Here is a 19,380-nt window from a genome sequence, read left to right on the forward strand (position 1 = left end):
ATCCCGGTTCCGGTGGGATCGGGTCGCGCCGCGCGGGTCCCCCGGTCGCGACTCCGCCCGGTGTGCGAGGGTGGCCCCATGAACGCCGAGAACGCCGAGGCAGCCGGGTCCCGTTCCCCCGCTCCCGTACGTGTCGTCGTGGCGGCTCCTCAACCGGACCGCGTGGTGCGCGCGGTGACGAACCTGGTGGCGGCGGATCGGCCCGTCGAGGTCGTCGTCCACGGCGCCGGACTGGACCTCGTGCTGGGGGAAGAGTCCGGCGAACAGGTCACCCGGCTGCTGGAGACCGGGGCGCGGGTCCTCGCCTGCGCCAACAGTCTCTCGGGGCGCGGCCTGACCGCCGGCTCCCTCGTGGCCGGCGTCGGGGTCGTACCGGCCGCCGTGTGGCACCTGGCGCTCCGTCAGCACGAGGGGTGGTCCCTGGTCCCGCTGTGATGACGCGCCCGGTCCCGGCTTCGATACGCCCGGGGGTACCTGGGCTATGGTGTCGGGACCGAGGAAGTGGAGGAAGGGCGATGCGTCGCACACGGCACGGTGCCATGGGCGCCTGCCTCGCGCTGCTCGTCCTGCTGGCCGCGCTGTTCTGCGCCACGACCGCCTCTCCGCCCGGGTTCCGGGCGGCGTCCTCCTCCGCCGCGGCCGACCCGCACGTGGCACCGTGTCCCGAGACGCTGGACGACGCCGGTCACGGCGCGCCCGCCGCGGCGGGAAACGGGCCCTGCCTGAAGAAGGCGCAGCCGGAGCAACAGCACCCGCGGTTCGGTGCGCTGCTCTCCCGTGCCCTGCCGGCGCAGGCCGACGACACGGCACCGGCGTGGGAGTCCGCGCGCCGGGATGTCCGGCGCCACGGGCCGGAACCGTCTCCTCCCGACCTCACCGAACTCTCCGTACGACGGGTGTAGGTCCGCGCGCCCTGTCCGCGCGTCCCTGCCACCCCGTACGACCGGAGAGTCATCCGTTGTCCGTGTCCCGCTCCCCCCGAGCGGCGTGGGCCGCCCTGCGCCGCTGGCCCGGACGTCGCTGGGCCGCTGTCGCGGTGGCCACGCCGCCCGCGGTCCTCGTCCTGGGCGTGCCCACCGCACTCGTCCCGACCCCGCTGTTCTCCCGCTCGGTGCCGCCGCACCTATGTGCGAACCGGGCCCGTCGCGGGCCGTGACGACGCGACGGGGCGCTCGCTCGGCTCGGCCGGCGCGGTGCTGTCCTTCCTCGCGATCGGCTGCCCCGTCTGCAACAAGGTGGTCCTGCTTCTGCTGGGGGCCTCCGGCGCGCTGAGTTACTGGGCGCCCCTGCAACCCGCGGTCGCCGTGCTCGCCCTCGTCCTGCTGGCCGAGGCCGCGCTGCGGCGCCTGGCCACCGAGGCGGCCTGCCCCGTGCGGCCCGTCGCCTGACCCCTGTCCTTCCCCTCTCTCCTTCCTCTCTCCTTCGCACACTTCACTTTCGGAGGTGCCCCATGCCTTCCTCCCCTCGTGCCCACCGTCGCCGTCTGACCTTGATCGCCGTGGGCGGCGGTGCGGCGGCCGCCGTCGCCGCGGCCGCCGCTCTCGGCGGCGGTTCCGGGGACCCCGTGTCCCGGGACCGGCCGGCCGCCGCCGTCTCACCGTCCGTCGCCGGAGCCACCCCCGACGAACAGGAGAAGTCGCTGCTCGCCCTGGCCCGCAGGGACCAGAAGGACCCGCTGGCCCTGGGCCGCGCCGACGCGCCCGTCGTACTGATCGCCTACGAGGACTTCCAGTGCCCCTTCTGCGGCAGGTTCGCGCGGGAGACCAAGCCGGAACTCGTCCGCTCGTACGTGGACAAGGGCCTGCTGCGCATCGAGTGGCGCAACTTCCCCGTGTTCGGCGCCGAATCGGAGCGCGTCGCCCGCGCTTCCTGGGCCGCCGGACGGCAGGGGCGGTTCTGGCAGTTCCACGACGTCGTCTACGCCAAGGAACGCCCGCGCAACAAGGGCGCCTTCTCCTCTTCCCGGCTTCGTGAGATGGCCCGCGAGGCGGGCGTCGCCGACCTCGACCGCTTCGAGGCCGACCTGAAGTCCCAGGCCGCCGAGGTGTCGGTGAGCAGGGACCAGGAGGAGGGATACGCGCTGGGGGTGTCCAGCACGCCCGCCTTCCTCGTCAACTCCACACCCATCCTGGGCGCGCAGCCGCTGAGCGCGTTCACCGCCGCCGTCGAGAAGGCCGCGAAGGAAGCCGGGCGATGAGCGGGATCACCGCCGCGACCGCCTTCCTCGGCGGCCTGCTGGCACTGCTCAGCCCGTGCAGTGCGCTGCTGCTGCCGGCGTTCTTCGCCTACGCCTTCACCGGCCGCACCCGACTGTCGCTGCGTACCGCCGTCTTCTACGCGGGGCTGTGCACCACACTGGTGCCGCTCGGCGTGGCCGGCTCCTTCGCCGGCCGCCTGTTCTACGGGCACCGCGAGCTGCTGGTCCTGCTCGGCGGCTGGACGATGATCGCACTGGGACTGGCGCAGATCCTGGGCCTCGGCTTCGGCTCCCGCCGTCTTCAGGAGGCGGCGGGCACCCGCAGGACCGGGTCCGCCGCCTCCGTCTTCGCCCTGGGCACCGTCTACGGACTGGCGGGCTTCTGCGCCGGTCCCATCCTGGGCGGCATCCTCACCGTAGCGGCGCTCGGCGGCAGCCCCGTGCACGGCGGGCTCCTGCTGGCCGTCTACGCGCTGGGCATGGCCGTTCCGCTGTTCGTCCTGGCGCTGTTGTGGGACCGCTGGGACCTCGGGCGTCGGCGCCGGCTGCGGGGGCGCGCGGTGCGGTGGGGACCGCTGACCGTGCACACCACCTCGCTGGCCGGCGGGATCCTCTTCGTCCTGCTGGGCGTCGTGTTCCTGCTCTTCGACGGCACCTCGGCACTGCCCTCCCTCCTCGACATCGACACCGAGGCGGCCTGGGAGAGCGGCGCCAGGCGGCTCGGCGAGGCCGTCTCGGACCGGGTTCTCCTGCTGGTGCTGGCCCTGGCCGGCGCCGGTACGGCGGTGGTGGCCGTGCTGCGGCTTCGCCGTCTTCCGCGCGGTGAGGAGGGAGAAGGCACCGACTCCGCCGCCTGACCGGGCGGAAGTCGCCGCGTGTGCCGTGCGTGGACAGCGCGTCCCGCCGGTGTCCCGTCCGCGCACGGCACACGCGGCTCCCGTCAGTCGTGGTCCGGGCGCAGTCGGCGGTTGGTTCCGGACCGGCCGATGTCCAGGTCCAGGAACGAGGTCAACGCGGTGCCGCCGTTCCAGAAGCCGAGCAGATCGACGTCGATGAGGCACAGTCGGTGCCGGGCCGCGAACTCGCGGGCCGGCCGGGTGAAGACGCAGGAGGCGACGAAGACCGGGACGTCGGCCCGGTGCTCGGCTCGTGCGGTGCCGTTGAAGGTCTGGAGGTCACGGCTGCCGACGGTGCGGTGCCTGGCGTACCGCTTGCACTGGACGACGATGCGGCGGCCGTCGGGCAGCCGGCCGGTCACGTCCGCGCCCAGATCCCCGGCGCCGCCGACCCGTCGGACGTCGGTGCAGCCGTCCCGGCGGCACAGTTCGGCGACGTACTCCTCGAACTGCCGGTCGTCCATCGCCCACACCGCGTCCAGCGAACGGCGCGCCCGCCGCCGCGCCTCCTCGGCGAGCCGGGTCCTCTCCGCCTGTGCCTCGCGTCGCCCGGCCCGTACCAGGCCCGTGACGACGGCCGCGGCCACCGCGGCGGTCAACGCCACCAGCAGCGCGATCCCCATCCGGATCCGCCCCCTCCCCCTTGCGGCGGCGCACCGCCGCAACCCCCGGGCGGTTGGTCACCCGTCGGCTACGATCATCACAGCCTGCCGTGTCCGACCTGTCACGGCTACGGCCGTGTTCAGCCGATCCACCGCACCACCGGCCCGTCCCGGCCCGCGGTGCGGCACGCCTGTGGCGCCGTTCGCGCGCCGGACCGCACAGCGGGCGGCGCGGCTGCGCGCGGAGAACCATTGAGGGAGACCGATGATCTTCATCACCGCCAAGTTCCGTGTCCGCCCCGAGTACGCCGACCAGTGGCCGCGGATCGCCGCCGAGTTCACCGCGGCCACCCGCGCCGAACCGGGCTGCCTGTGGTTCGACTGGTCCCGCAGCGTCGAGGACCCGACGGAGTACGTCCTGGTCGAGGCCTTCCGCGACGACGAGGCGGGGGCGGCCCACGTGCGGTCGGAGCACTTCAGGGCCGCGCAGCAAACCCTGCCGCCGCACCTGGCCGAGACGCCTCGGATCGTCAACACGACCCTGGCGCAGGACGGCTGGTCGCTGCTGGGCGAGATGGCCGTCTCCGGACAGGAATGACCCACCGCCTCGCGGGAGTTCTTCCGCGAGGCGGTTCGACGCGCGGGTCGGGTCAGCTCAGTTCGACGCGCTCGCCCGTGTGCCCGATCACGGTGACGCTGTCGTCCGAGGTCGAGGTCCACTCGGTCACCGGTGTGAAGTACCCCGCGTCCAGGTCCTCCTGTGAGACGACGTGGTACGGGAAGGCGCACGTGTAGGAGGCGTGCGCCGCGAGGCCGCGCCACCGGCAGTTGCGTGAGTCGGCCGCCGGGTCGAGGTCCCTGAGGTTCCCGCTCGGCACCACCGTGGTGGCCGCGTCGGACAGGTTGGTGACGGTGTAGGTGAAGACCAGCCTGTCACCGGCCCGGTAGCCGTCGTCCCGCGGGTTGGTGAGCGTGCCGCCGGTCACCTGGATGCGGCCCGGCGTGTTCTCGTCGGCCGTCTTCGGCACCTCGACGGTGAAGGAACCCCGGGCGGTGCGCCCCTTGGTGTCCGTGAGCGTGGCGGTCACGGGGTAGGTGCCCCCGGTCGCGTCCTCCGGGACGGTGAGGTGGACGGTGACGGCGCGGGAGGAGTCCGGGAGGATCCGGTCCGGCGGCGTCAGTCCGTACGTCCAGCCCGCGGGCACCCCGAGGGTGAGGTCCTTCACGTGGAGGGCCGACCCGCTCTGGTTCGCCACCGTGAGCTCGAATGCCGCCGCACCGCCGCGTTCGACCGTGAGGTTCTCGGCCGTGAGCGGCGCGGCGACGCCCTGGAGCCAGGCGAGGTTGAACCGGGCGAAGCGGATGCCACCGTTGCCGCCGTCGGGCTCGTAGAGCAGGCCGACGTTGCCGTCCGGCAGGGTCGCCAGGGTCGAGTAGGCCATGCCGTCCGGCTGGAAGACCCGCGCGACCGGCCATGTCTCGCCGTCGTCGAAGCTCATCCGGACCGTGCCGTTGGCCCGTTGGCTGGTGGAGCCCGCGTTGGAGAACAGCAGCACCTTGGCGCGGTCCGAGCCCTTCGGCGCGTTGGGGAAGGCGCGGACGATGGAGGCGTTGTTCGCCGGGTCGGGCAGCTCCCGGTCGACGGTCACCTTGCCGTAGGTGACGCCGCCGTCGTCGGAGATCGCGACCTTGCGGTAGCCGGAGCGGCCGGAGTCGCGGGAGTTGAGCATGACGCGGCCGTCGGAGAGTTCGACGGTCTTGTTCTCGTCCATGCCCGCACCGACGGCTTCGCCGACCTTCCAGGTCTTTCCGTGGTCGTCGGAGTACACGGACACGGCCTGGAAGACACCGTCGCCGTTGATGATCGTGTACTGCTGGAGCAGCCGCCCGGCGTACTTGCCGTACTTCAGCTGGATGCCCTGGCCCGACGCGGCGAACCGGGAGCGCCAGCCGAGGTCGGCGGTGACGTCCGAGGTGATGACCCGGTGCCGCCAGGTGCGGCCGTCGTCGTGGGAGACGCTGACCTCGGCGTGGAGCACGTTGCGGTCCTCGGGGTCGACGCCGGGCCGGGACCCGCCGAAGCCCTGGTTGAAGGACTTCACGTGGAAGTTGAAGATGTCGCCGGTGGAGCGGTCGACGAGGTAACTGGGGTCGGAGTAGCCCTCGATGGGCGCCTCCCGCTTGCCCGCGTGGACGGTCGTCTGCTCCTCCCAGGTGGCGCCGCCGTCGGTGGAGCGGCGCTGGAGGATGGAGTTCGGGCCGGGCGCGTCGATCGCGGTGGGCCGGCCGTCGTAGGCGGCGAGCACGTCACCGTGGTTGGTGACGGCCAGCGCCGGGATGCGGTAGTTCGGGAAACCCTCGCCGTTCGTGGCGAGTTGCTGCTCCGCGTAGAAGGGCTTGCCTGCCTGAGGGGGCGTGGCGTCGAAGTCCGGTGCCTGTTTGGCGGCCGCGGCCGCGGGCACGCCGCCCGCCAGTGCCACGACGGTGGAGAGCCCCACCAGACCTGCTCCCCATCGGAGCCTTCGCCGGAAGTGAGACATCGCTGTCCTATCGCTCGGAACGGCAGGGCGTCTGCCGTCGACGCGGATCATATGACGTCTGACGTCTGACGTGAACCCCTCCGGTCCCATGTGATGTGCCACGGCGGGGACGACGGCCCGCCGCGGCGCTGAATCCTCGTCAGCGGCTCGACGGAGGCGGGCTCGACGTGGGCGGCATCGTCAACCACACTCGTCACAGCGGCTGTTGTGTGACTCTCCGAGAAGACGGTGAAGGGATCGACGGCATGAAGCCCACGTTCCGACGTCCTGTCCGGCGCGGCGTCGCCGCCGTACTCGCCGCCACCGCCGTGCTCGCCGTGGCGGCACCGGCGACGGCCGCGGACACCGGCACCGCCGGGTCCCGCGCACCCGCGGTGCCGCTGCGGGTGGCGACCTACAACATCCACGCCGGGGCCGGCGAGGACGAGGTCTTCGACCTCGACCGCACCGCGCGAGCGATACGTGATCTGCACGCGGACGTGGTCGGTCTCCAGGAGGTCGACGTCCACTGGGGCGCCCGCAGCGACTTCGCCGACGAGGCCCGGGCGCTGGCCGAGAAGCTCGGCATGCGGGTGTTCTTCGCGCCGATCTACGACATGGACCCGGCTGCCCAGGGCGCGGACCGCCGCCAGTTCGGCGTCGCCGTGCTGAGTCGCCACCCGGTGCTCGAGGCCGAGAACCACGAGATCACCCGGCTCTCCACCCAGACGCCCGATCCGGTGCCGGCCCCGGCGCCCGGCTTCGCCGAGGTGACGCTCAACGTCAGGGGATCGCACGTGCACGTCTACGACACGCACCTGGACTACCGGGGCGACCCGTCCGTCCGCAGGGCCCAGGTGGCGGACATGCTCGACGTGCTCGCCGCCGACCGCGGCCCGAAGATCCTGGTCGGGGACTTCAACACCGAGGCGAGCGCTCCGGAGTTGGCACCGCTGTGGCAGCGGCTCAGGGACGCCGACCCGGACGGCGGAGGGACGTACCCGGCGCTCCGTCCGGAAAAGCGCATCGACTTCGTGACCGTCTCCCCCGACATCACCGTGACCGGCGTCCGGTCGATCGCCACGGAGGCGTCCGACCACCGCCCCGTGGTCGCGGACCTGGAGCTCCACCGGCGCGGCCGCTGAACTCTCACGGCGCCGCCGACGTCCACGTCGCGTCGGCCGGTCTCAACGTGCCAGTCCTCCAGGCGCCGGCCGAGCGCGACGGCGCGCTCCACCACCTCTCGGCTCACGGTGGCCCGGCTGCCGACGACTTCCTCCAGCAAGCGGCGGCGCGCGGCGCTGTCGTGGTCGGCGCGGGTCCGGGCCGTCTCCGGCCAGGAGCGGACGAACGGTTCGAGGACGGCCAGGCCCGGAGCGACGGTGTCCGCGCGGTCCTCGTCCGCCCGCTGGTACGGCCACACCGGCCAGGCGGCCGGAACAGGTGCCGCGCCGCTCCGGCGCTGTCCCGCCGAGAAGTCGTCGTGCACCGGGTGGGCCGGCAGCCGCGCGGTGCGCTGGGGCACCGCGAGGTCGGGGCGCAGGGTGCCGTCCCAGGGCACCGGGTCGCCGAGGATGGCGCTGCCGTCCGAGGTGACCAGGCTGATGTCGGCGGCCAGTACGCCGTGGGCGGCCGACAGCAGGTGCGGTCCCTCCGTCCGGGTACCGTGCCGGCGCACCAGCGTCTCCACCGTGCGAGCCGCGCACGCGACCGTGGACCTGGCACGGCTGGCGCGGACACGCTGGTGTGCTCGCCGTACAAGTTCCTCGGCCCGCACCTGGGAGTGCCGGCCGCCCGGCCCGAGTTCCTCCGGACCCTGCGCCCGGACAAGCCGCTGCCCTCCAGCGACGCCGTCCCCGAGCGTTTCGAACCGGGCACCCTGCCGTACGAGCCGCTGGCCGGCGCCCGCGCCGCGGTGGACTTCCTCGCGGACCGGTTTCGGACGCGTGGGGCAGCCGCCGGGACCGGCTGGTCGCCTCCTTCGCGGCGCTGGAGTCCCACGAGGACGCCCTGCGCGCGCGGATCGAGCAGGGGCCGGCCGGCCTCGGCGGGATCACCGTGCACTCACGTGCCGCACGGCGCACCCCGACCCTGCTGTTCACCGTGGCGGGAGTGCGCCCGGCCGACGTCTCCCGGCACCTGGCCGAGCACGCGGTCGACGCTCCCGCCGGTTCCTTCTCCGCGGTGGAGGCCGTGAGCCGCCTCGGTCTGAGCGACGAGGGCGGCGTACGGGTCGGGCTCGCGCCGTACAGCTGCTCCGACGACGTCGACCGGCCGCCGGCCGCGTTGGGCGGCCTCGCCCGCTGACCGGGACGGGAACCTCCCGACGGCACGCGGCGCCTTCCGGTGTCCACGGCTCCGGTGTCCACAGCGGTCCGGTCGGCGGCGGTGGGCCGCCGATGCGTCGGCCGCGTCCCGTGCGGGAGCCGTCGCCGCAGTGCGGGCACGGGGTTCGCGACACGGCGAGAGGCGTTCTCACGGGACGAGAACGAGGTGTGCGCAAGAGCCCGCGATGCGGCACGGTCGAAGTCTCGTGCGAGACGGGGACGATCGTTTACGCTGACGCCCCGTCGCTCCGCACGGCGACCGCTGACGCCCCATGGGCAGGCCGAGGAGGGCTTCATGACAAGAGTGGTCCCTAACGGTGCGGCCGACGCGGGTGGTGCGGGCCGGTCCGGGGTGTCACCGGGCGTCTCGTTCCAGCGCGGCCTCAACGTGCTGATCAGCGTGGCCGAGTCGGGTGAGGCCCGGGTCGAGAAGATCGCCGCCGACGCCGGGATCCCGGTGAGCACCGTCTACCGGTATCTGCGCACCCTGCGCGAGCTGGACCTGGTGGAGGAGCGCGCGGGCACCTACGCGCCCGGCTGGCGGCTGCTGGAGATCTCCGGCCAGCACCTGACCCACACCCGCCTGGTCGAGCTGGGCCACGCGCTGCTCCAGGAGCTGACGGACGCGACGGGCGAGACGGCCGTGCTGACCGTGCGGGTCGGCACGCGGGCCATGTGCCTGCGGCAGACCCAGTCGCCCCACCCGATCCGGATGGCGTTCCGGATCAACCAGTTGCTGCCGCTCCACGCGGGAGCGGGCCAGCGCCTGCTGCTGGCCCATGCGCCGCGTGCCGTGATCGACCACGTTCTGGAGCAGCCGCTGCGCGGCATCACCGCCCGAACCCTGGGACGCGCCCAGCTGGCCAACGAGATCGACCGGGTCCGCCGGAGCGGTTTCCTGGTCACCAGGGGCGAGTTGAGCGAGGGCGCGGTGGCGGTGGCGGTGCCCGTCGTGGCGGGAGGCGAGGTGCTCTGCGCGCTCACCGTGGCCGGGCCCGAGAGCCGGTGCGGCTCGGCCTGGCGCCGGCACGCCCGGAGCCGGCTGCGGGCGGCCGGCCGACAGCTCGGCGAGCTGCTGGAGCACCGGGCTGCGCCGCTGCCCATCGGGTGAACGCCGTCCGGCGGGCGCCCGATGGGCAGCGGCGCGGCCCCCCGCGCCCCCTCAGGCCGGGGTGACCCGGACCGGCAGGTGCGTCCAGCCCCGCAGTGTGTTGTGCAGGAACGGCACCGGCTCACCCACGAGTTCCACCGTCCGTACCCGCCGGGCCAGTTCGCTGAACAGGACGTCCATCTCGAGCCGGGAGATCGGCTGGCCCACGCACTGGTGGACGCCGATGCCGAACGCCAGGTGCCCGGAGGCGTCCCGCTCGATCCGGTACTCGCCCGCGTCGTCCCCGAACCGGCGCGGATCGCGGTTGGCCGCGCCCATGAACAGCGCGATCTTCGTGTCCTCGGCAAGGCGCACCCCGTGGAACGCCGCCTCGCGGGAGGTGGTGCGGAAGAAGGACTGGAAGGGCGACTCGAAGCGCAGCGCCTCGTCGACGGCGAACCGGGCCAGCGCCGGGCTCTCGTGCAGGGCCGCCCACTCGGAGGGGCGGGTGGCCAGGCATTTCATGGTGTTGCCGATGGCCAGTACGGTCGTGTCCAGGCCCGCCGACAGCAGGGCGCGCACCAGCCGGGTCGCCTCGTCCGAGGTGATCACGCCCTGGTCGGCGTACTCCCAGATCTTGGCGCCCAGGCCGTCAGGGGTCAGGTTCTCGCGGGCGCAGTTGCTCATCACCCACTCGACGGTCCCCTCGCCGGCGGCGAAGTACCGTGCGTAGCGGGCGTCTTCGGGGCCGAACGCGGAGAAGTTCATGGCACCGTGCGGCAGCAGGTTCTCCGCTCGCCCTTCGCGGGGTATGCCGACCGCGTTGCCGAACACCTCGATCGGGAACAGCTCGGCCAGTTCGGTGATGGCGTCGAACTCGCGCTGTTCCAGGACCCGGTCCACGAGCCGCACGGCGAACTCCTTGAACGCGGCGCGCAGCACCCGGATGTTGCGGGGGGAGATCACTCCGGCCATCGCGGTGCGCAGCGGGGTGTGCGCGGGCGGGTCGGAGTCGAGGATGCCCGCGGGGCGCCACGGCGGCTCCTGGTGGTAGTTGCGCGGACCGACCCCGGCGCCGGAGATGAACGTCTCGTGGTCGGCGAGGATCTGCCGGCACTGCTCGAAGCGGGTGAAGGCGTGGACGCCGTACCGCTCCAGCCACACCGCCGGTCCCGCCTCGCGCATGCGGTCGAACAGCGGGTAGGGGTCGGTCAGGTTGGCGTCGTCGTAGGGGTCGTCCGGGATGGATGCGACGACGCCGTCGGCGGTGCTGGTCATCAGGCCCCCTCGGGTGGGCGCGGGTGGTGGTCGGGTACGCGGGTCGGCGGTGTGGACGGGGCGTGCCGGGCGACGTGCGCCGGGCTGCGCCGCCTCGTGCCCGCTGCCGCGCAGGAACGGTAGTCCGGCGGCGGGCGTCCGGGACACGGCTGTTATCGCCTGCTGAGAAAGGCCGTTGCCGCGTACCAGCCGCGCTCCGCACGATGCGGCGACCGGGGTGCCTCGGAAAGCGCCCCGCACAGGTCGAGTCGGAGACGGAGGAGCCATGTCGGCGCAGCAGTTCGTGACCGTCACGGTCGAGGAGGTGACGACGGAAGCGGCGAGTGTCGTCTCCCTCGTCCTGGCGGCGCGCGACGGCCGGGCCCTGCCGCGGTGGACGCCGGGGGCCCACATCGACGTCGTGCTCTCCCGCGATCTGATCCGGCAGTACTCCCTGTCGTCGGCCCCGGACGAGGCACGCTGGCGGATCGCGGTGCTGCGCGAACCCGGCGGGCGCGGCGGTTCGGTCCACCTGCACGACCGTGTCCGTGCCGGGGACACACTGCTGGTGAGCACCCCCCGCAACACCTTCCCGCTGGACCTCGGAGCCGGCCGCCACGTCCTCGTCGCGGGAGGAATCGGGATCACACCGCTGCTGCCGATGGCGGCCGCGCTCGACGCGGCGGGCAAGGAGTGGACGCTGCTGTATCTGGGGCGGGCCGCCGCCTCCATGGCGTTCACCGCGGAGCTGGCCCGGTACGGGGACAGGGTGCGGCTCCACCGCGACGACGAGTCGGGCGTCGCCGACATCTCGGCGGAGCTCGACGGGCTGGGAGCGGCGGACGCCGGCGTGTACGCGTGCGGTCCGCCCGGACTGCTCACCGCCGTCGAGGACTACGCCCGGACCCGCCCCGGCACCCGGCTGACCGTGGAGCACTTCACCGCCGGTCCCGGGGACGCGCGCCGCGAGGGCGACCGGCCGTTCACGGTGCGGACCCGCGACGGCCGCGAGATCACCGTGGGCGCCCGCCAGTCGATCCTCGACGCGCTGTCGCAGGCGGGCGTGCGGACGCTCAGCTCCTGCCGGGAAGGCGTCTGCGGGACCTGCGAGACGGCGGTTCTCGGGGGCGAGCCGGACCACCGTGACCGGGTGCTCAGCGAGGAGGAGCGCGCCGCGGGCGGGACCATGATGATCTGCGTCTCGCGGTGCCTGGGTGAACGTCTGGTCCTGGACGTGTGACTACCGGCGGCTCACCGGCGGCGTCCGAAGCGGAGCCGGGGCGGTGACAGCACCGACGACAGGCCGTCCCCACCACCCGGCGCCGTGCGCACACCGACCTCCGAACGAGCCGAACCGCCGCGTACCGCGGGAGGGTTCAGGATGTCGTCCCGGTCGAAGCCGAGCCGGTTCACCACCTCCACCACGCCGTCGACGCTGTCGCACAGCCGCACGGTGACCGGGATCAGGCTCTTGTGCTCCACTGTGCCGCTGAGTACGACCCGGCCCTCGGCGACCTCGACCGCGAGCGCCGAAGGCCGCAGGCCCAGCATCCGTACGAGGACGTCCTCCAGGATCTCCTGCTGAATCTCGCGGTCCCGGCGCAGGAACAGCCGCACCAGGTCACTGCGGCTGATCACGCCGATCAGCCGGCCGTCGCCGTCCACCACCGGCAGGCGCTTGACCTTGTGCCGCTCCATCGCCCGCGCGGCACGCACGGCGTGCCAGCCGGGCTCCGCGACCACGGCGGGGCTCGTCATCAGCTCCCCCGCGTTCCTCCCGGCGCCTCCGCACGTCTGCTTGCGGAGCAGGTCCGCCTCGGACACCACTCCTATCGGCCGGTCCTCGTCGTCGACCACCGGGACGGCGGTGATGTCGTACTCGTCGAGGACGCGTGCGATCTCCTTGAACGCCGTGCCCGGTCGCACACTCACGGCGGTGGGGCTCATCAGCTCGCCCACGCTGCGTCGTCTCATCACCCGGCACCCTTCCTGTCGCCTCCAGTCCACCGCACGCGCCGCCTTGCCGCCGAGGCCGAACAGTCCCTGCCAGGACCCCGAAAGTCCCTTCGTACCGCGCGCGGTCACCCGTTTCGGCCGTTGGCGGATTCTCGCCCGCTGAGAACGGCTCGTCGGCGCCTGACGGTCGCCGCCCCGGCTTCCAGGCGCCGAGCCGCCGTCCGTCTGCAATCCCCACAACCCGACCTCGACCGTGCTGCCGCCGGGCGTCCTGGCCGCCTTCGTCGCGGCCGTTCCCGAGGACGTGCTGATCGTCGTGGACGAGGCCTACCGCGAGGTCGTGCCGGCGGGCGGAACCGACGACGGGGTGCGGCTTCAGCGGTCGTATCCGAACGTCGCCGTGCCGCGGACGTTCTCCAAGGCCTACGCCCTCGCCGGTCTGCGGGCCGGCTACTGCGTGGCCGACCCGGCGGTGCTCGACGCCGCCCGGCGCGTGGCGCTGCCGTTCACGCTGAGCGCGCCCGCGCTCGCCGCCGCGCCGGCGACCCTGGACGAGCCGGAGCCGACGGCGCGTCGGGTACGGCGGCTCACCGGCTCGCGGAACCGGCTCGTCGCGGATCTGCGCGCGGCGGGCCTGGAGGTGCCGGCGTCCGGGACCGACTTCGTCCGGCTGCCGTTCGGGGACGTGAGCCGGGTGTCCCTGCGGCAGTGCACGCTCGCCGGCATCGGCGTGCACGTGTTCCCCGGTGAGGGCGTGCGGATCACCGTCGGCGACGAGGACGCCAACGCCGCCGTGGTCGCCGCGGCCCGGCGCTGTTCTCACCCCATGAGAACAGCCGATTGCGGCCCCTGCGACGGCACGTAGCCTCAGCGCAGGAGGAACCCATGACCGAGCCAGTGACCTTGGGCGAAGCGCCCGTTTCCCTCGACGATCTCCTCGCCGTCGCACGCGGCGGCCGTCGGGTCGTCGTCGGCGAGAGCGCCGTGAAGGCCATGCGTGCGAGCGAGCAGTGGGTCGACTCGATCGTCGAGGGCATGCGGGCCGGTGAGCCGGTGGAGCCGATCTACAGCGTCAACACCGGCTTCGGTTCGCTGGCCGGACGGCAGGCATTCGCCACCGCCGAGGACGCCGCCGAGCTGTCCCGCCGGCTGATCGTCTCCAACGCCAGCGGGGTGGGCCGCTATCTGGACGAGGAGGTGGTGCGCGCCGCCATGCTGATCCGGGCCGCGAGCCTGACCCGCGGCCACTCTGCCGTCCGGCCCGAGCTGCCCGAGACCCTCGCGCGGATGCTCGCCGCCGGGGTGCACCCGGCGGTCCCCGAATACGGCTCTCTGGGCGCCAGCGGTGACCTCATCCCGCTGGCCCACCTGGCGATCGTGCTGTCTCGTCCGGCCGGCGAGGACGTCGAACTCGACAGCGGCGAGGCCTTCCGGGACGGCGAGATCGTGAGCGGTCTCGAGGCCATGCGCCACGCCGGGATCGAGCGGATCACGCTGCGCGCGAAGGAGGGACTCGCCCTGACCAACGGCACGTCGTTCTCCACGGCGCAGGTGGCCCTCGCCCTCGCGGACGCGCGGAACCTGCTCGCCACCGCCGAGATCACCGCAGCGATGTCCATCGAGGCGCTGATGGGCTTCGGGGACGCGTTCCTCCCACAGATCCACCAGGCCCGCGGGCACCGCGGCCAGATCGAGTCCGCGGCCCGCATCCGGCAGTTGCTCGGCGACAGCGGCCTGGTCGACGGCGACGTGGACCGCGACCCGGTCCGGCGGCCGCCGCAGGACGCGTACTCGCTGCGCTGCACACCGCAGGTCCTCGGACCGGTCCGCGACACACTGCGTTTCGTGCACGACATCGTGGAGACCGAGATCAACGCGGCCACCGACAACCCGCTCGTGTTCCCGGACCTGCCGGCGACCCGTGGCCTCAAGGCGGTCTCGGGCGGCAACTTCCACGCCCAGTACCTCGCGTTCGCCGCGGACTTCCTCGCCATCGCCGTCACCGAGATCGGCAGCATCGCCGAGCGCAGGCTGTTCCGCCTCGACGACGGATCCCTCAACCGCGGGCTGCCGGACATGCTCGTCGTCAGCGAGAAGGTGGGCATGGACTGCGGCTACATGCTGCCGCAGTACCTCGCGGCCGCGCTGGTGTCGGACTGCAAGACGCTGGCCCATCCCGACAGCGTCGACTCGATCCCGACCTGCGCGAACCAGGAGGACCACGTCTCGATGGCGAACAACGCCGGCCGGCACGCCCGGCAGGTGGTCGCCAACATCGAGGCCGTCATCGGCATCGAGCTGCTGATGGCCGCGCAGGCACTCGAACTGCGCCTGGCCGAACAGGCCGCCGACGCCTCGGTGCTGTCCGGCGCGAGCCGGGCGGTCCTCGAACTCGTACGCGCCACCCGGTCCGCCGACGGGCGGGCCATCGACCACATCACGCGGGACGTCGTCCTGTACCCCCGGGTCCGTGCGGCCGTCGACCTGGTGCACAACGGCTCCGTCGTCGAGGCCGTGCGGGCCGTGCACCCCGAGGGCCCCTGACCGCCGCCGCCGGGGCGGTTGCCGGAGCCGGCGATCGCCTTCCCGCCCGCGCGTCCGGCCGTCACGTCGGTCGGACCCCGGGCTCAAGCGGCCGGGCAATACATCGTGTGCACGGCGACGGGCTTGCCGCGGGTGCGGATGCCCCAGCGGCTCCACTCCAGGGACGCCGGCCGGCGCGGTTCCGGCCGGACGGCACGGCGGACGGGGCGGGCACCGCCTCCGGGGTCCACGGGACGGCGGCTCCGAGCCCGGCTCCCGGCGAGCACCGCCGACGCGGTCGTCGGGCAGTGGCTCCGCGAGGAACGGGACCGTCGGTGAGTCGGGGCGGCCACCGGCCGTAGGTTCGGGCCTCGCCACCCGGCCCAGGCAATCCTCAGCCCATATTTTGCAACAAAGTATTGACCTCTCATTCATCCAATCCCATTCTGAATGACCTTATGCATGTCAGAAGCGGATCCGTGGAAGAGGGCATATCTATGACAGGCGTGGTCGAACAACGCTCGATCGATGTCATCCCCGACGCCGAACGGCACGGCAGCGCGTTCAGCCAGTTCACTCTCTGGCTGGGCGCAAACCTCCAGATCACCGCGGTCGTCACCGGCGCGCTCGCCGTCGTCTTCGGCGGGGGCGCCTTCTGGTCGATCATCGGCCTGCTGCTCGGCAACCTGCTGGGCGGCGCGGTGATGGCCCTGCACTCCGCCCAGGGACCGCGCCTCGGCCTGCCGCAGATGATCTCCAGCCGGGCCCAGTTCGGCGTCCGCGGAGCCGTCGTCCCGCTGGTCCTGGTCATCGTGATGTACGTCGGCTTCTTCGCCAGCGGCAGCGTGCTGGCCGGGCAGGCGGTCGGCGAACTCACCCACCTCGGCGACACCACCGGCATCGTGATCTTCGCCGTCGTCACCGCGGTCACCACGCTCGTCGGCTACCGGCTCATCCACACCCTGGGGCGGGTGGCCAGCGTCGTATGCGCAGTCGCCTTCATCTACCTCGGCATCCGCCTCCTGGAGCACGCCGAACTGAGCGCCCTCCTCGCCAACCGCTCCTTCGACCTGCCGCTCTTCCTTCTCGCCGTCTCCCTGTCCGCCTCCTGGCAGCTCGCCTTCGGCCCGTACGTCGCGGACTACTCGCGCTACCTGCCCCGCGCCACCTCTCCCCGCGCCACCTTCTGGTGGACCCTCGGCGGCTCGGCCCTCGGCTCCCAGTGGTCCATGACGTTCGGCGCGCTCGCGGCGGCCGCCGCAGGCAGCGCCTTCGTCGACAACCAGGTCGGCTACATCGTCGGCCTGGGCGGCGCGGGCCTCGCGGCCTCGTTCCTGTACTTCGTCATCGCCCTGGGCAAGCTGACGGTGAACGTCCTCAACACCTACGGCGGCTTCATGTCGGTGGTCACCGGCATCAGCGGCTTCCGCGGGCAGCGCGCGCTGTCCACCCGCGGCCGCGCCGCCTACATCGCCGGGATCATGATCGCGGGAACCGCGGTCGCCCTCCTGGGCAAGGACAGCTTCCTGACCTCGTTCAAGGACTTCCTGCTCTTCCTGCTCACGGCCTTCACCCCCTGGTCGGCGATCAACCTGGTGGACTACTACCTGATCGCCAAGGAGCGCTACGACCTGCCCGCCCTGAGCGACCCGCACGGCCGCTACGGCGCCTGGCGCGTCAAGGCACTCATCGTCTACGGCATCGGCCTCCTGGCCCAACTTCCGTTCCTGGCCACCAGCTTCTACACCGGCCCGCTGGTGAAGCCGCTCGGCGGCACGGACATCTCCTGGATCGTCGGCCTGGCCGTACCCGCCATCCTCTACTGGCTCACGGCCCGCCGGGACACCGCCCATGTACCGGACCGCATGATCCTCACCACCGAGCCGGGGACGGGGACCGCTTCCCCCTCCCCGACCGCCTGACGGCGGCGAAGGCGGGCGCACCCGCTCACTGCCCGGGCGGTGTGCCGGCGGGGTCGGCCTCCAGTGCCAGGGCGGCGAGCCACAGCTCCGTGCGGTCGGCCAGACGGTCGAGATCACGGCCGGTGAGCTGCTCGATCAGCCGCAGCCGGTAGCGCAGGCTGTTGCGGTGGAGCGTCAGCTCCCGGGCGGTCGCGGCGGACGCGCAGTCATGGGCGAGGTACGACCGCAGCGTGGTGACCAGCTCGGCCCTCTGTTCCTCGTCGTGCCGCAGCAGCGGCGCGAGCACGGCGTGGCCCAGCTCCCGCAGCGGCAGGTCCGGATTGCCCATCAGCAGTCCGGCGATGCTCAGCGGCGCCGCCCGGTGCTCCCCGGGGCCTGCCTGCGCCGCCTGGCGGGCCTCGAAGCAGCCGAGCCGCAGCCCGGCCACGCCACGTCGTGGCTCGCCCACGCCCACGCGGACCCCCGGGTCCAGCACGGTCAGGTGGTCCGCGACGGTACGGGCGGCGGCCGCGGCGTCGACGCCGTCGGGCACGATCACCATCACCGTGTCGCCGATCAGGGCGGTGGGCAGCCGGTCGCCCTCACGTTCCAGGAGCGGCCCGGGCCCGCGCCAGCCGGGCAACGCGGCGGTGGCGGCGTCGACCGCCCGGTCCACGTCGACGCCGCCCGACCCGGCGAACTCCCCGATCCGGTCGGTGACGCCGGCCGGGTTGATGTTCTCCCGGGTCTGCCCCGACTCGGCCGGGTCCCACCGTCCGTCGATGCGGTTGCGCCGAAGGTGCTGTCACTGTGCCATGCCCTCCCCTTCGCTGGACCACGCCGGCCGTGCCGCAGGCCGTCGTCAGGCTCTCCGAAGGACCGGCCGTCACAATGCGCGATTGCCGAATGCGGCCGATAGCCGCGGCCTATCGCCTCCCCGCCGCGGATCCCGTGTCAGCCGGACGGCTGTTTCCGGCCGCCTGACAGTGGGCTTGCCGCGGGAGCCGTGAGGGCGTCGAGCAGCCGGTCCGGGGGCAGGGCCGGCAGTGTGCGGCCGCCGAAGCCCGTGGTCGTGGTCGCGGCCAGCAGGGAGTTGAGCACCGCCTCCTCGACGGCGTCGAGGACGGCTTCGAACAGGGGCCCCAGTTCGGCGTCCGCCACCGGGGCGCCCGCCTCCGGTCGGGTGCCGAAGGCGATGGCGTAGTCGCCACTGCCGTGGCTGTAGGCGGCGCCCGTGCGGGCCAGGGCGAAGACGGCCCGCCGCGCGACGCGGGTGAGCTGCCGCGCGTCGACGGGGGCGTCCGTGGCCACCACGATCATGCAGGAGCCGGTCTCCGTGACCGGCGCCGGGTCGCCGGTCAGGCCCAGGGACCGCGGGGTGACGCAGCGGCCGAGCACCCGCAGCGTGCCGCCGAAGTTCGCCTGCACCAGGACCCCGGCCGTGTGCCGCCGGCCTCCCAGTTCGGGAGTGCGCGAGGCGGTTCCGATCCCGGCCTTGAACCCCAGGGCGCCGGTGCCGGTTCCCGCGCCGACGCAGCCCTCGGCCACCGGACCGCCAACCGCCCCGTCGAGCGCGGCCCGGACGTGCTCCTCGTGCACCGGCCGCGCGCGGATGTCCGACAGGAAGCCGTCGTTGCACTCGCCCACTACGGGGTTGAGGCTCTGCACCTCGCCGCTTCCGGGCCGTTCGAGCATCCACCCGACCAGGGCGTCTGCGACCCGGAACGCCGACAGGGTGGAGGTGAGCAGTACGGGGGTCTCCAGCGTGCCGAGTTCGGCGATCTGGGTGGTGCCGATGAGCTTGCCGTAGCCGTTGCCGGTGAACACCCCCGCGGGCAGCGGCGCGTGGGGGCCGACGGCACCGGGCACGACGGCGGTCACTCCGCTGTGCACATCGGGGGGACGTCGGACGGTGGCGTGACCGACCCGGACGCCCGGCACATCGGTGATCGCGTTGAGGGGACCGGTGTCGCCCCGCCCGACGACGATACCGAGGTCACGGGCCCGGCGCCGGGTGCCCGGTACCGACTGGAGGTGAGCCGTGGGTTCCATACGACCGGACGCTACGTCATGTACGGCCGGGACCGGGCGCGGCGGGCGGCCCCGGCCGTA

The 19,380-nt window shown here is 73.1% G+C and carries 16 protein-coding genes and 3 pseudogenes; 13 read left to right on the forward strand and 6 right to left on the reverse strand.

Features of this window, described 5'->3' with window-relative positions; translation table 11 throughout:
* Positions 1-78: 78 nt before the first annotated feature.
* The 5 genes and pseudogenes from ACFY3J_RS24055 (at position 79) to ACFY3J_RS24075 (ending at position 3,054) form a co-directional block, all read left to right on the forward strand.
* Positions 79-435, forward strand: coding sequence for a DsrE family protein (locus ACFY3J_RS24055; RefSeq protein WP_390841720.1), 357 nt, complete (start codon positions 79-81; stop codon positions 433-435).
* An 80-nt stretch (positions 436-515) separates the two neighbouring features.
* Positions 516-902 carry a hypothetical protein gene (locus ACFY3J_RS24060; protein ID WP_384178120.1) on the forward strand — a complete coding sequence of 129 codons (387 nt, stop codon included), beginning with the start codon at positions 516-518 and terminating at the stop codon, positions 900-902.
* Between the two features lie 56 nt (positions 903-958).
* Positions 959-1,388, forward strand: a pseudogene (locus ACFY3J_RS24065) (hypothetical protein).
* A gap of 62 nt (positions 1,389-1,450) precedes the next feature.
* Positions 1,451-2,197 carry a DsbA family protein gene (locus tag ACFY3J_RS24070; RefSeq protein ID WP_384178114.1) on the forward strand — a complete coding sequence of 249 codons (747 nt, stop codon included), beginning with the start codon at positions 1,451-1,453 and terminating at the stop codon, positions 2,195-2,197.
* Positions 2,194-3,054, forward strand: coding sequence for a cytochrome c biogenesis CcdA family protein (locus ACFY3J_RS24075; RefSeq protein ID WP_384178111.1), 861 nt, complete (start codon positions 2,194-2,196; stop codon positions 3,052-3,054). The genes ACFY3J_RS24070 and ACFY3J_RS24075 overlap by 4 nt, the downstream gene beginning before the upstream one ends.
* Positions 3,055-3,137: 83 nt before the next feature.
* Here the strand turns inward: ACFY3J_RS24075 and ACFY3J_RS24080 are convergent, their stop codons facing one another.
* The gene (locus ACFY3J_RS24080) at positions 3,138-3,716 is read right to left on the reverse strand and encodes a restriction endonuclease (protein WP_384178108.1); all 579 of its coding nucleotides are present in this window, start codon (positions 3,714-3,716) and stop codon (positions 3,138-3,140) included.
* A 244-nt stretch (positions 3,717-3,960) separates the two neighbouring features.
* Between ACFY3J_RS24080 and ACFY3J_RS24085 the strand changes: the two genes are divergently transcribed.
* Positions 3,961-4,293: a putative quinol monooxygenase gene (locus ACFY3J_RS24085; protein WP_384178105.1), complete on the forward strand. Its 333-nt coding sequence runs from the start codon at positions 3,961-3,963 to the stop codon at positions 4,291-4,293.
* Between the two features lie 52 nt (positions 4,294-4,345).
* Here ACFY3J_RS24085 and ACFY3J_RS24090 read toward each other — a convergent pair whose 3' ends face one another.
* Positions 4,346-6,193, reverse strand: coding sequence for an exo-alpha-sialidase (locus ACFY3J_RS24090; RefSeq protein ID WP_390841721.1), 1,848 nt, complete (start codon positions 6,191-6,193; stop codon positions 4,346-4,348).
* A 287-nt stretch (positions 6,194-6,480) separates the two neighbouring features.
* Between ACFY3J_RS24090 and ACFY3J_RS24095 the strand changes: the two genes are divergently transcribed.
* The 3 genes and pseudogenes from ACFY3J_RS24095 (at position 6,481) to ACFY3J_RS24105 (ending at position 9,652) form a co-directional block, all read left to right on the forward strand.
* Positions 6,481-7,359 carry an endonuclease/exonuclease/phosphatase family protein gene (locus ACFY3J_RS24095; RefSeq protein ID WP_390841722.1) on the forward strand — a complete coding sequence of 293 codons (879 nt, stop codon included), beginning with the start codon at positions 6,481-6,483 and terminating at the stop codon, positions 7,357-7,359.
* 555 nt (positions 7,360-7,914) lie between these two features.
* Positions 7,915-8,521 (forward strand): annotated as a pseudogene (locus tag ACFY3J_RS24100) (aminotransferase class V-fold PLP-dependent enzyme); the annotation flags it as partial.
* Positions 8,522-8,836: 315 nt separating this feature from the next.
* Positions 8,837-9,652 (forward strand): IclR family transcriptional regulator, encoded by an 816-nt coding sequence (locus tag ACFY3J_RS24105; RefSeq protein ID WP_384178096.1) that lies wholly within the window; start codon positions 8,837-8,839, stop codon positions 9,650-9,652.
* A 51-nt stretch (positions 9,653-9,703) separates the two neighbouring features.
* Here ACFY3J_RS24105 and ACFY3J_RS24110 read toward each other — a convergent pair whose 3' ends face one another.
* Positions 9,704-10,909, reverse strand: coding sequence for a cytochrome P450 (locus ACFY3J_RS24110; protein ID WP_390841723.1), 1,206 nt, complete (start codon positions 10,907-10,909; stop codon positions 9,704-9,706).
* A 265-nt stretch (positions 10,910-11,174) separates the two neighbouring features.
* On the opposite strand from ACFY3J_RS24110, the gene ACFY3J_RS24115 reads away from it, so the two are divergent.
* Positions 11,175-12,128, forward strand: coding sequence for a PDR/VanB family oxidoreductase (locus ACFY3J_RS24115; protein ID WP_384178090.1), 954 nt, complete (start codon positions 11,175-11,177; stop codon positions 12,126-12,128).
* 11 nt (positions 12,129-12,139) lie between these two features.
* Here the strand turns inward: ACFY3J_RS24115 and ACFY3J_RS24120 are convergent, their stop codons facing one another.
* On the reverse strand, positions 12,140-12,862 hold the full coding sequence (locus ACFY3J_RS24120) for a CBS domain-containing protein (protein WP_390841724.1): 723 nt from the start codon (positions 12,860-12,862) through the stop codon (positions 12,140-12,142).
* A gap of 217 nt (positions 12,863-13,079) precedes the next feature.
* Here ACFY3J_RS24120 and ACFY3J_RS24125 point away from each other — a divergent pair.
* From ACFY3J_RS24125 to ACFY3J_RS24135, 3 genes and pseudogenes are all read left to right on the forward strand, one after another.
* Positions 13,080-13,709: pseudogene (locus tag ACFY3J_RS24125) on the forward strand (aminotransferase class I/II-fold pyridoxal phosphate-dependent enzyme); the annotation flags it as partial.
* A 20-nt stretch (positions 13,710-13,729) separates the two neighbouring features.
* Positions 13,730-15,388, forward strand: coding sequence for a histidine ammonia-lyase (gene hutH / locus ACFY3J_RS24130; protein WP_390841725.1), 1,659 nt, complete (start codon positions 13,730-13,732; stop codon positions 15,386-15,388).
* A 476-nt stretch (positions 15,389-15,864) separates the two neighbouring features.
* Positions 15,865-17,289, forward strand: coding sequence for a purine-cytosine permease family protein (locus tag ACFY3J_RS24135; RefSeq protein WP_384178080.1), 1,425 nt, complete (start codon positions 15,865-15,867; stop codon positions 17,287-17,289).
* Between the two features lie 25 nt (positions 17,290-17,314).
* Here ACFY3J_RS24135 and ACFY3J_RS24140 read toward each other — a convergent pair whose 3' ends face one another.
* Together ACFY3J_RS24140 and ACFY3J_RS24145 are read right to left on the reverse strand one after the other, a co-directional pair.
* A complete protein-coding gene (locus ACFY3J_RS24140) occupies positions 17,315-17,944 on the reverse strand; it encodes a PucR family transcriptional regulator (protein WP_390841726.1) in 630 nt (209 codons plus the stop codon).
* Between the two features lie 278 nt (positions 17,945-18,222).
* Positions 18,223-19,320 carry a P1 family peptidase gene (locus ACFY3J_RS24145; RefSeq protein WP_384178074.1) on the reverse strand — a complete coding sequence of 366 codons (1,098 nt, stop codon included), beginning with the start codon at positions 19,318-19,320 and terminating at the stop codon, positions 18,223-18,225.
* Positions 19,321-19,380: the final 60 nt, after the last annotated feature.

The organism is Streptomyces sp. NPDC001231 (assembly GCF_042896885.1).
Lineage (GTDB): Bacteria > Actinomycetota > Actinomycetes > Streptomycetales > Streptomycetaceae > Streptomyces.

Excerpts from the sequence above, each read along its gene's own strand:
- ACFY3J_RS24115 (WP_384178090.1), top strand. The coding sequence starts at position 11,175 with ATGTCGGCGCAGCAGTTCGTGACCGTCACGGTCGAGGAGGTGACGACG.
- ACFY3J_RS24095 (WP_390841722.1), top strand. The coding sequence starts at position 6,481 with ATGAAGCCCACGTTCCGACGTCCTGTCCGGCGCGGCGTCGCCGCCGTA.
- ACFY3J_RS24060 (WP_384178120.1), top strand. The coding sequence starts at position 516 with ATGCGTCGCACACGGCACGGTGCCATGGGCGCCTGCCTCGCGCTGCTC.
- ACFY3J_RS24145 (WP_384178074.1), bottom strand. The coding sequence starts at position 19,320 with ATGGAACCCACGGCTCACCTCCAGTCGGTACCGGGCACCCGGCGCCGG.
- hutH (WP_390841725.1), top strand. The coding sequence starts at position 13,730 with ATGACCGAGCCAGTGACCTTGGGCGAAGCGCCCGTTTCCCTCGACGAT.
- ACFY3J_RS24105 (WP_384178096.1), top strand. The coding sequence starts at position 8,837 with ATGACAAGAGTGGTCCCTAACGGTGCGGCCGACGCGGGTGGTGCGGGC.
- ACFY3J_RS24120 (WP_390841724.1), bottom strand. The coding sequence starts at position 12,862 with ATGAGACGACGCAGCGTGGGCGAGCTGATGAGCCCCACCGCCGTGAGT.
- ACFY3J_RS24070 (WP_384178114.1), top strand. The coding sequence starts at position 1,451 with ATGCCTTCCTCCCCTCGTGCCCACCGTCGCCGTCTGACCTTGATCGCC.
- ACFY3J_RS24080 (WP_384178108.1), bottom strand. The coding sequence starts at position 3,716 with ATGGGGATCGCGCTGCTGGTGGCGTTGACCGCCGCGGTGGCCGCGGCC.
- ACFY3J_RS24085 (WP_384178105.1), top strand. The coding sequence starts at position 3,961 with ATGATCTTCATCACCGCCAAGTTCCGTGTCCGCCCCGAGTACGCCGAC.
- ACFY3J_RS24055 (WP_390841720.1), top strand. The coding sequence starts at position 79 with ATGAACGCCGAGAACGCCGAGGCAGCCGGGTCCCGTTCCCCCGCTCCC.
- ACFY3J_RS24135 (WP_384178080.1), top strand. The coding sequence starts at position 15,865 with ATGACAGGCGTGGTCGAACAACGCTCGATCGATGTCATCCCCGACGCC.
- ACFY3J_RS24075 (WP_384178111.1), top strand. The coding sequence starts at position 2,194 with ATGAGCGGGATCACCGCCGCGACCGCCTTCCTCGGCGGCCTGCTGGCA.
- ACFY3J_RS24110 (WP_390841723.1), bottom strand. The coding sequence starts at position 10,909 with ATGACCAGCACCGCCGACGGCGTCGTCGCATCCATCCCGGACGACCCC.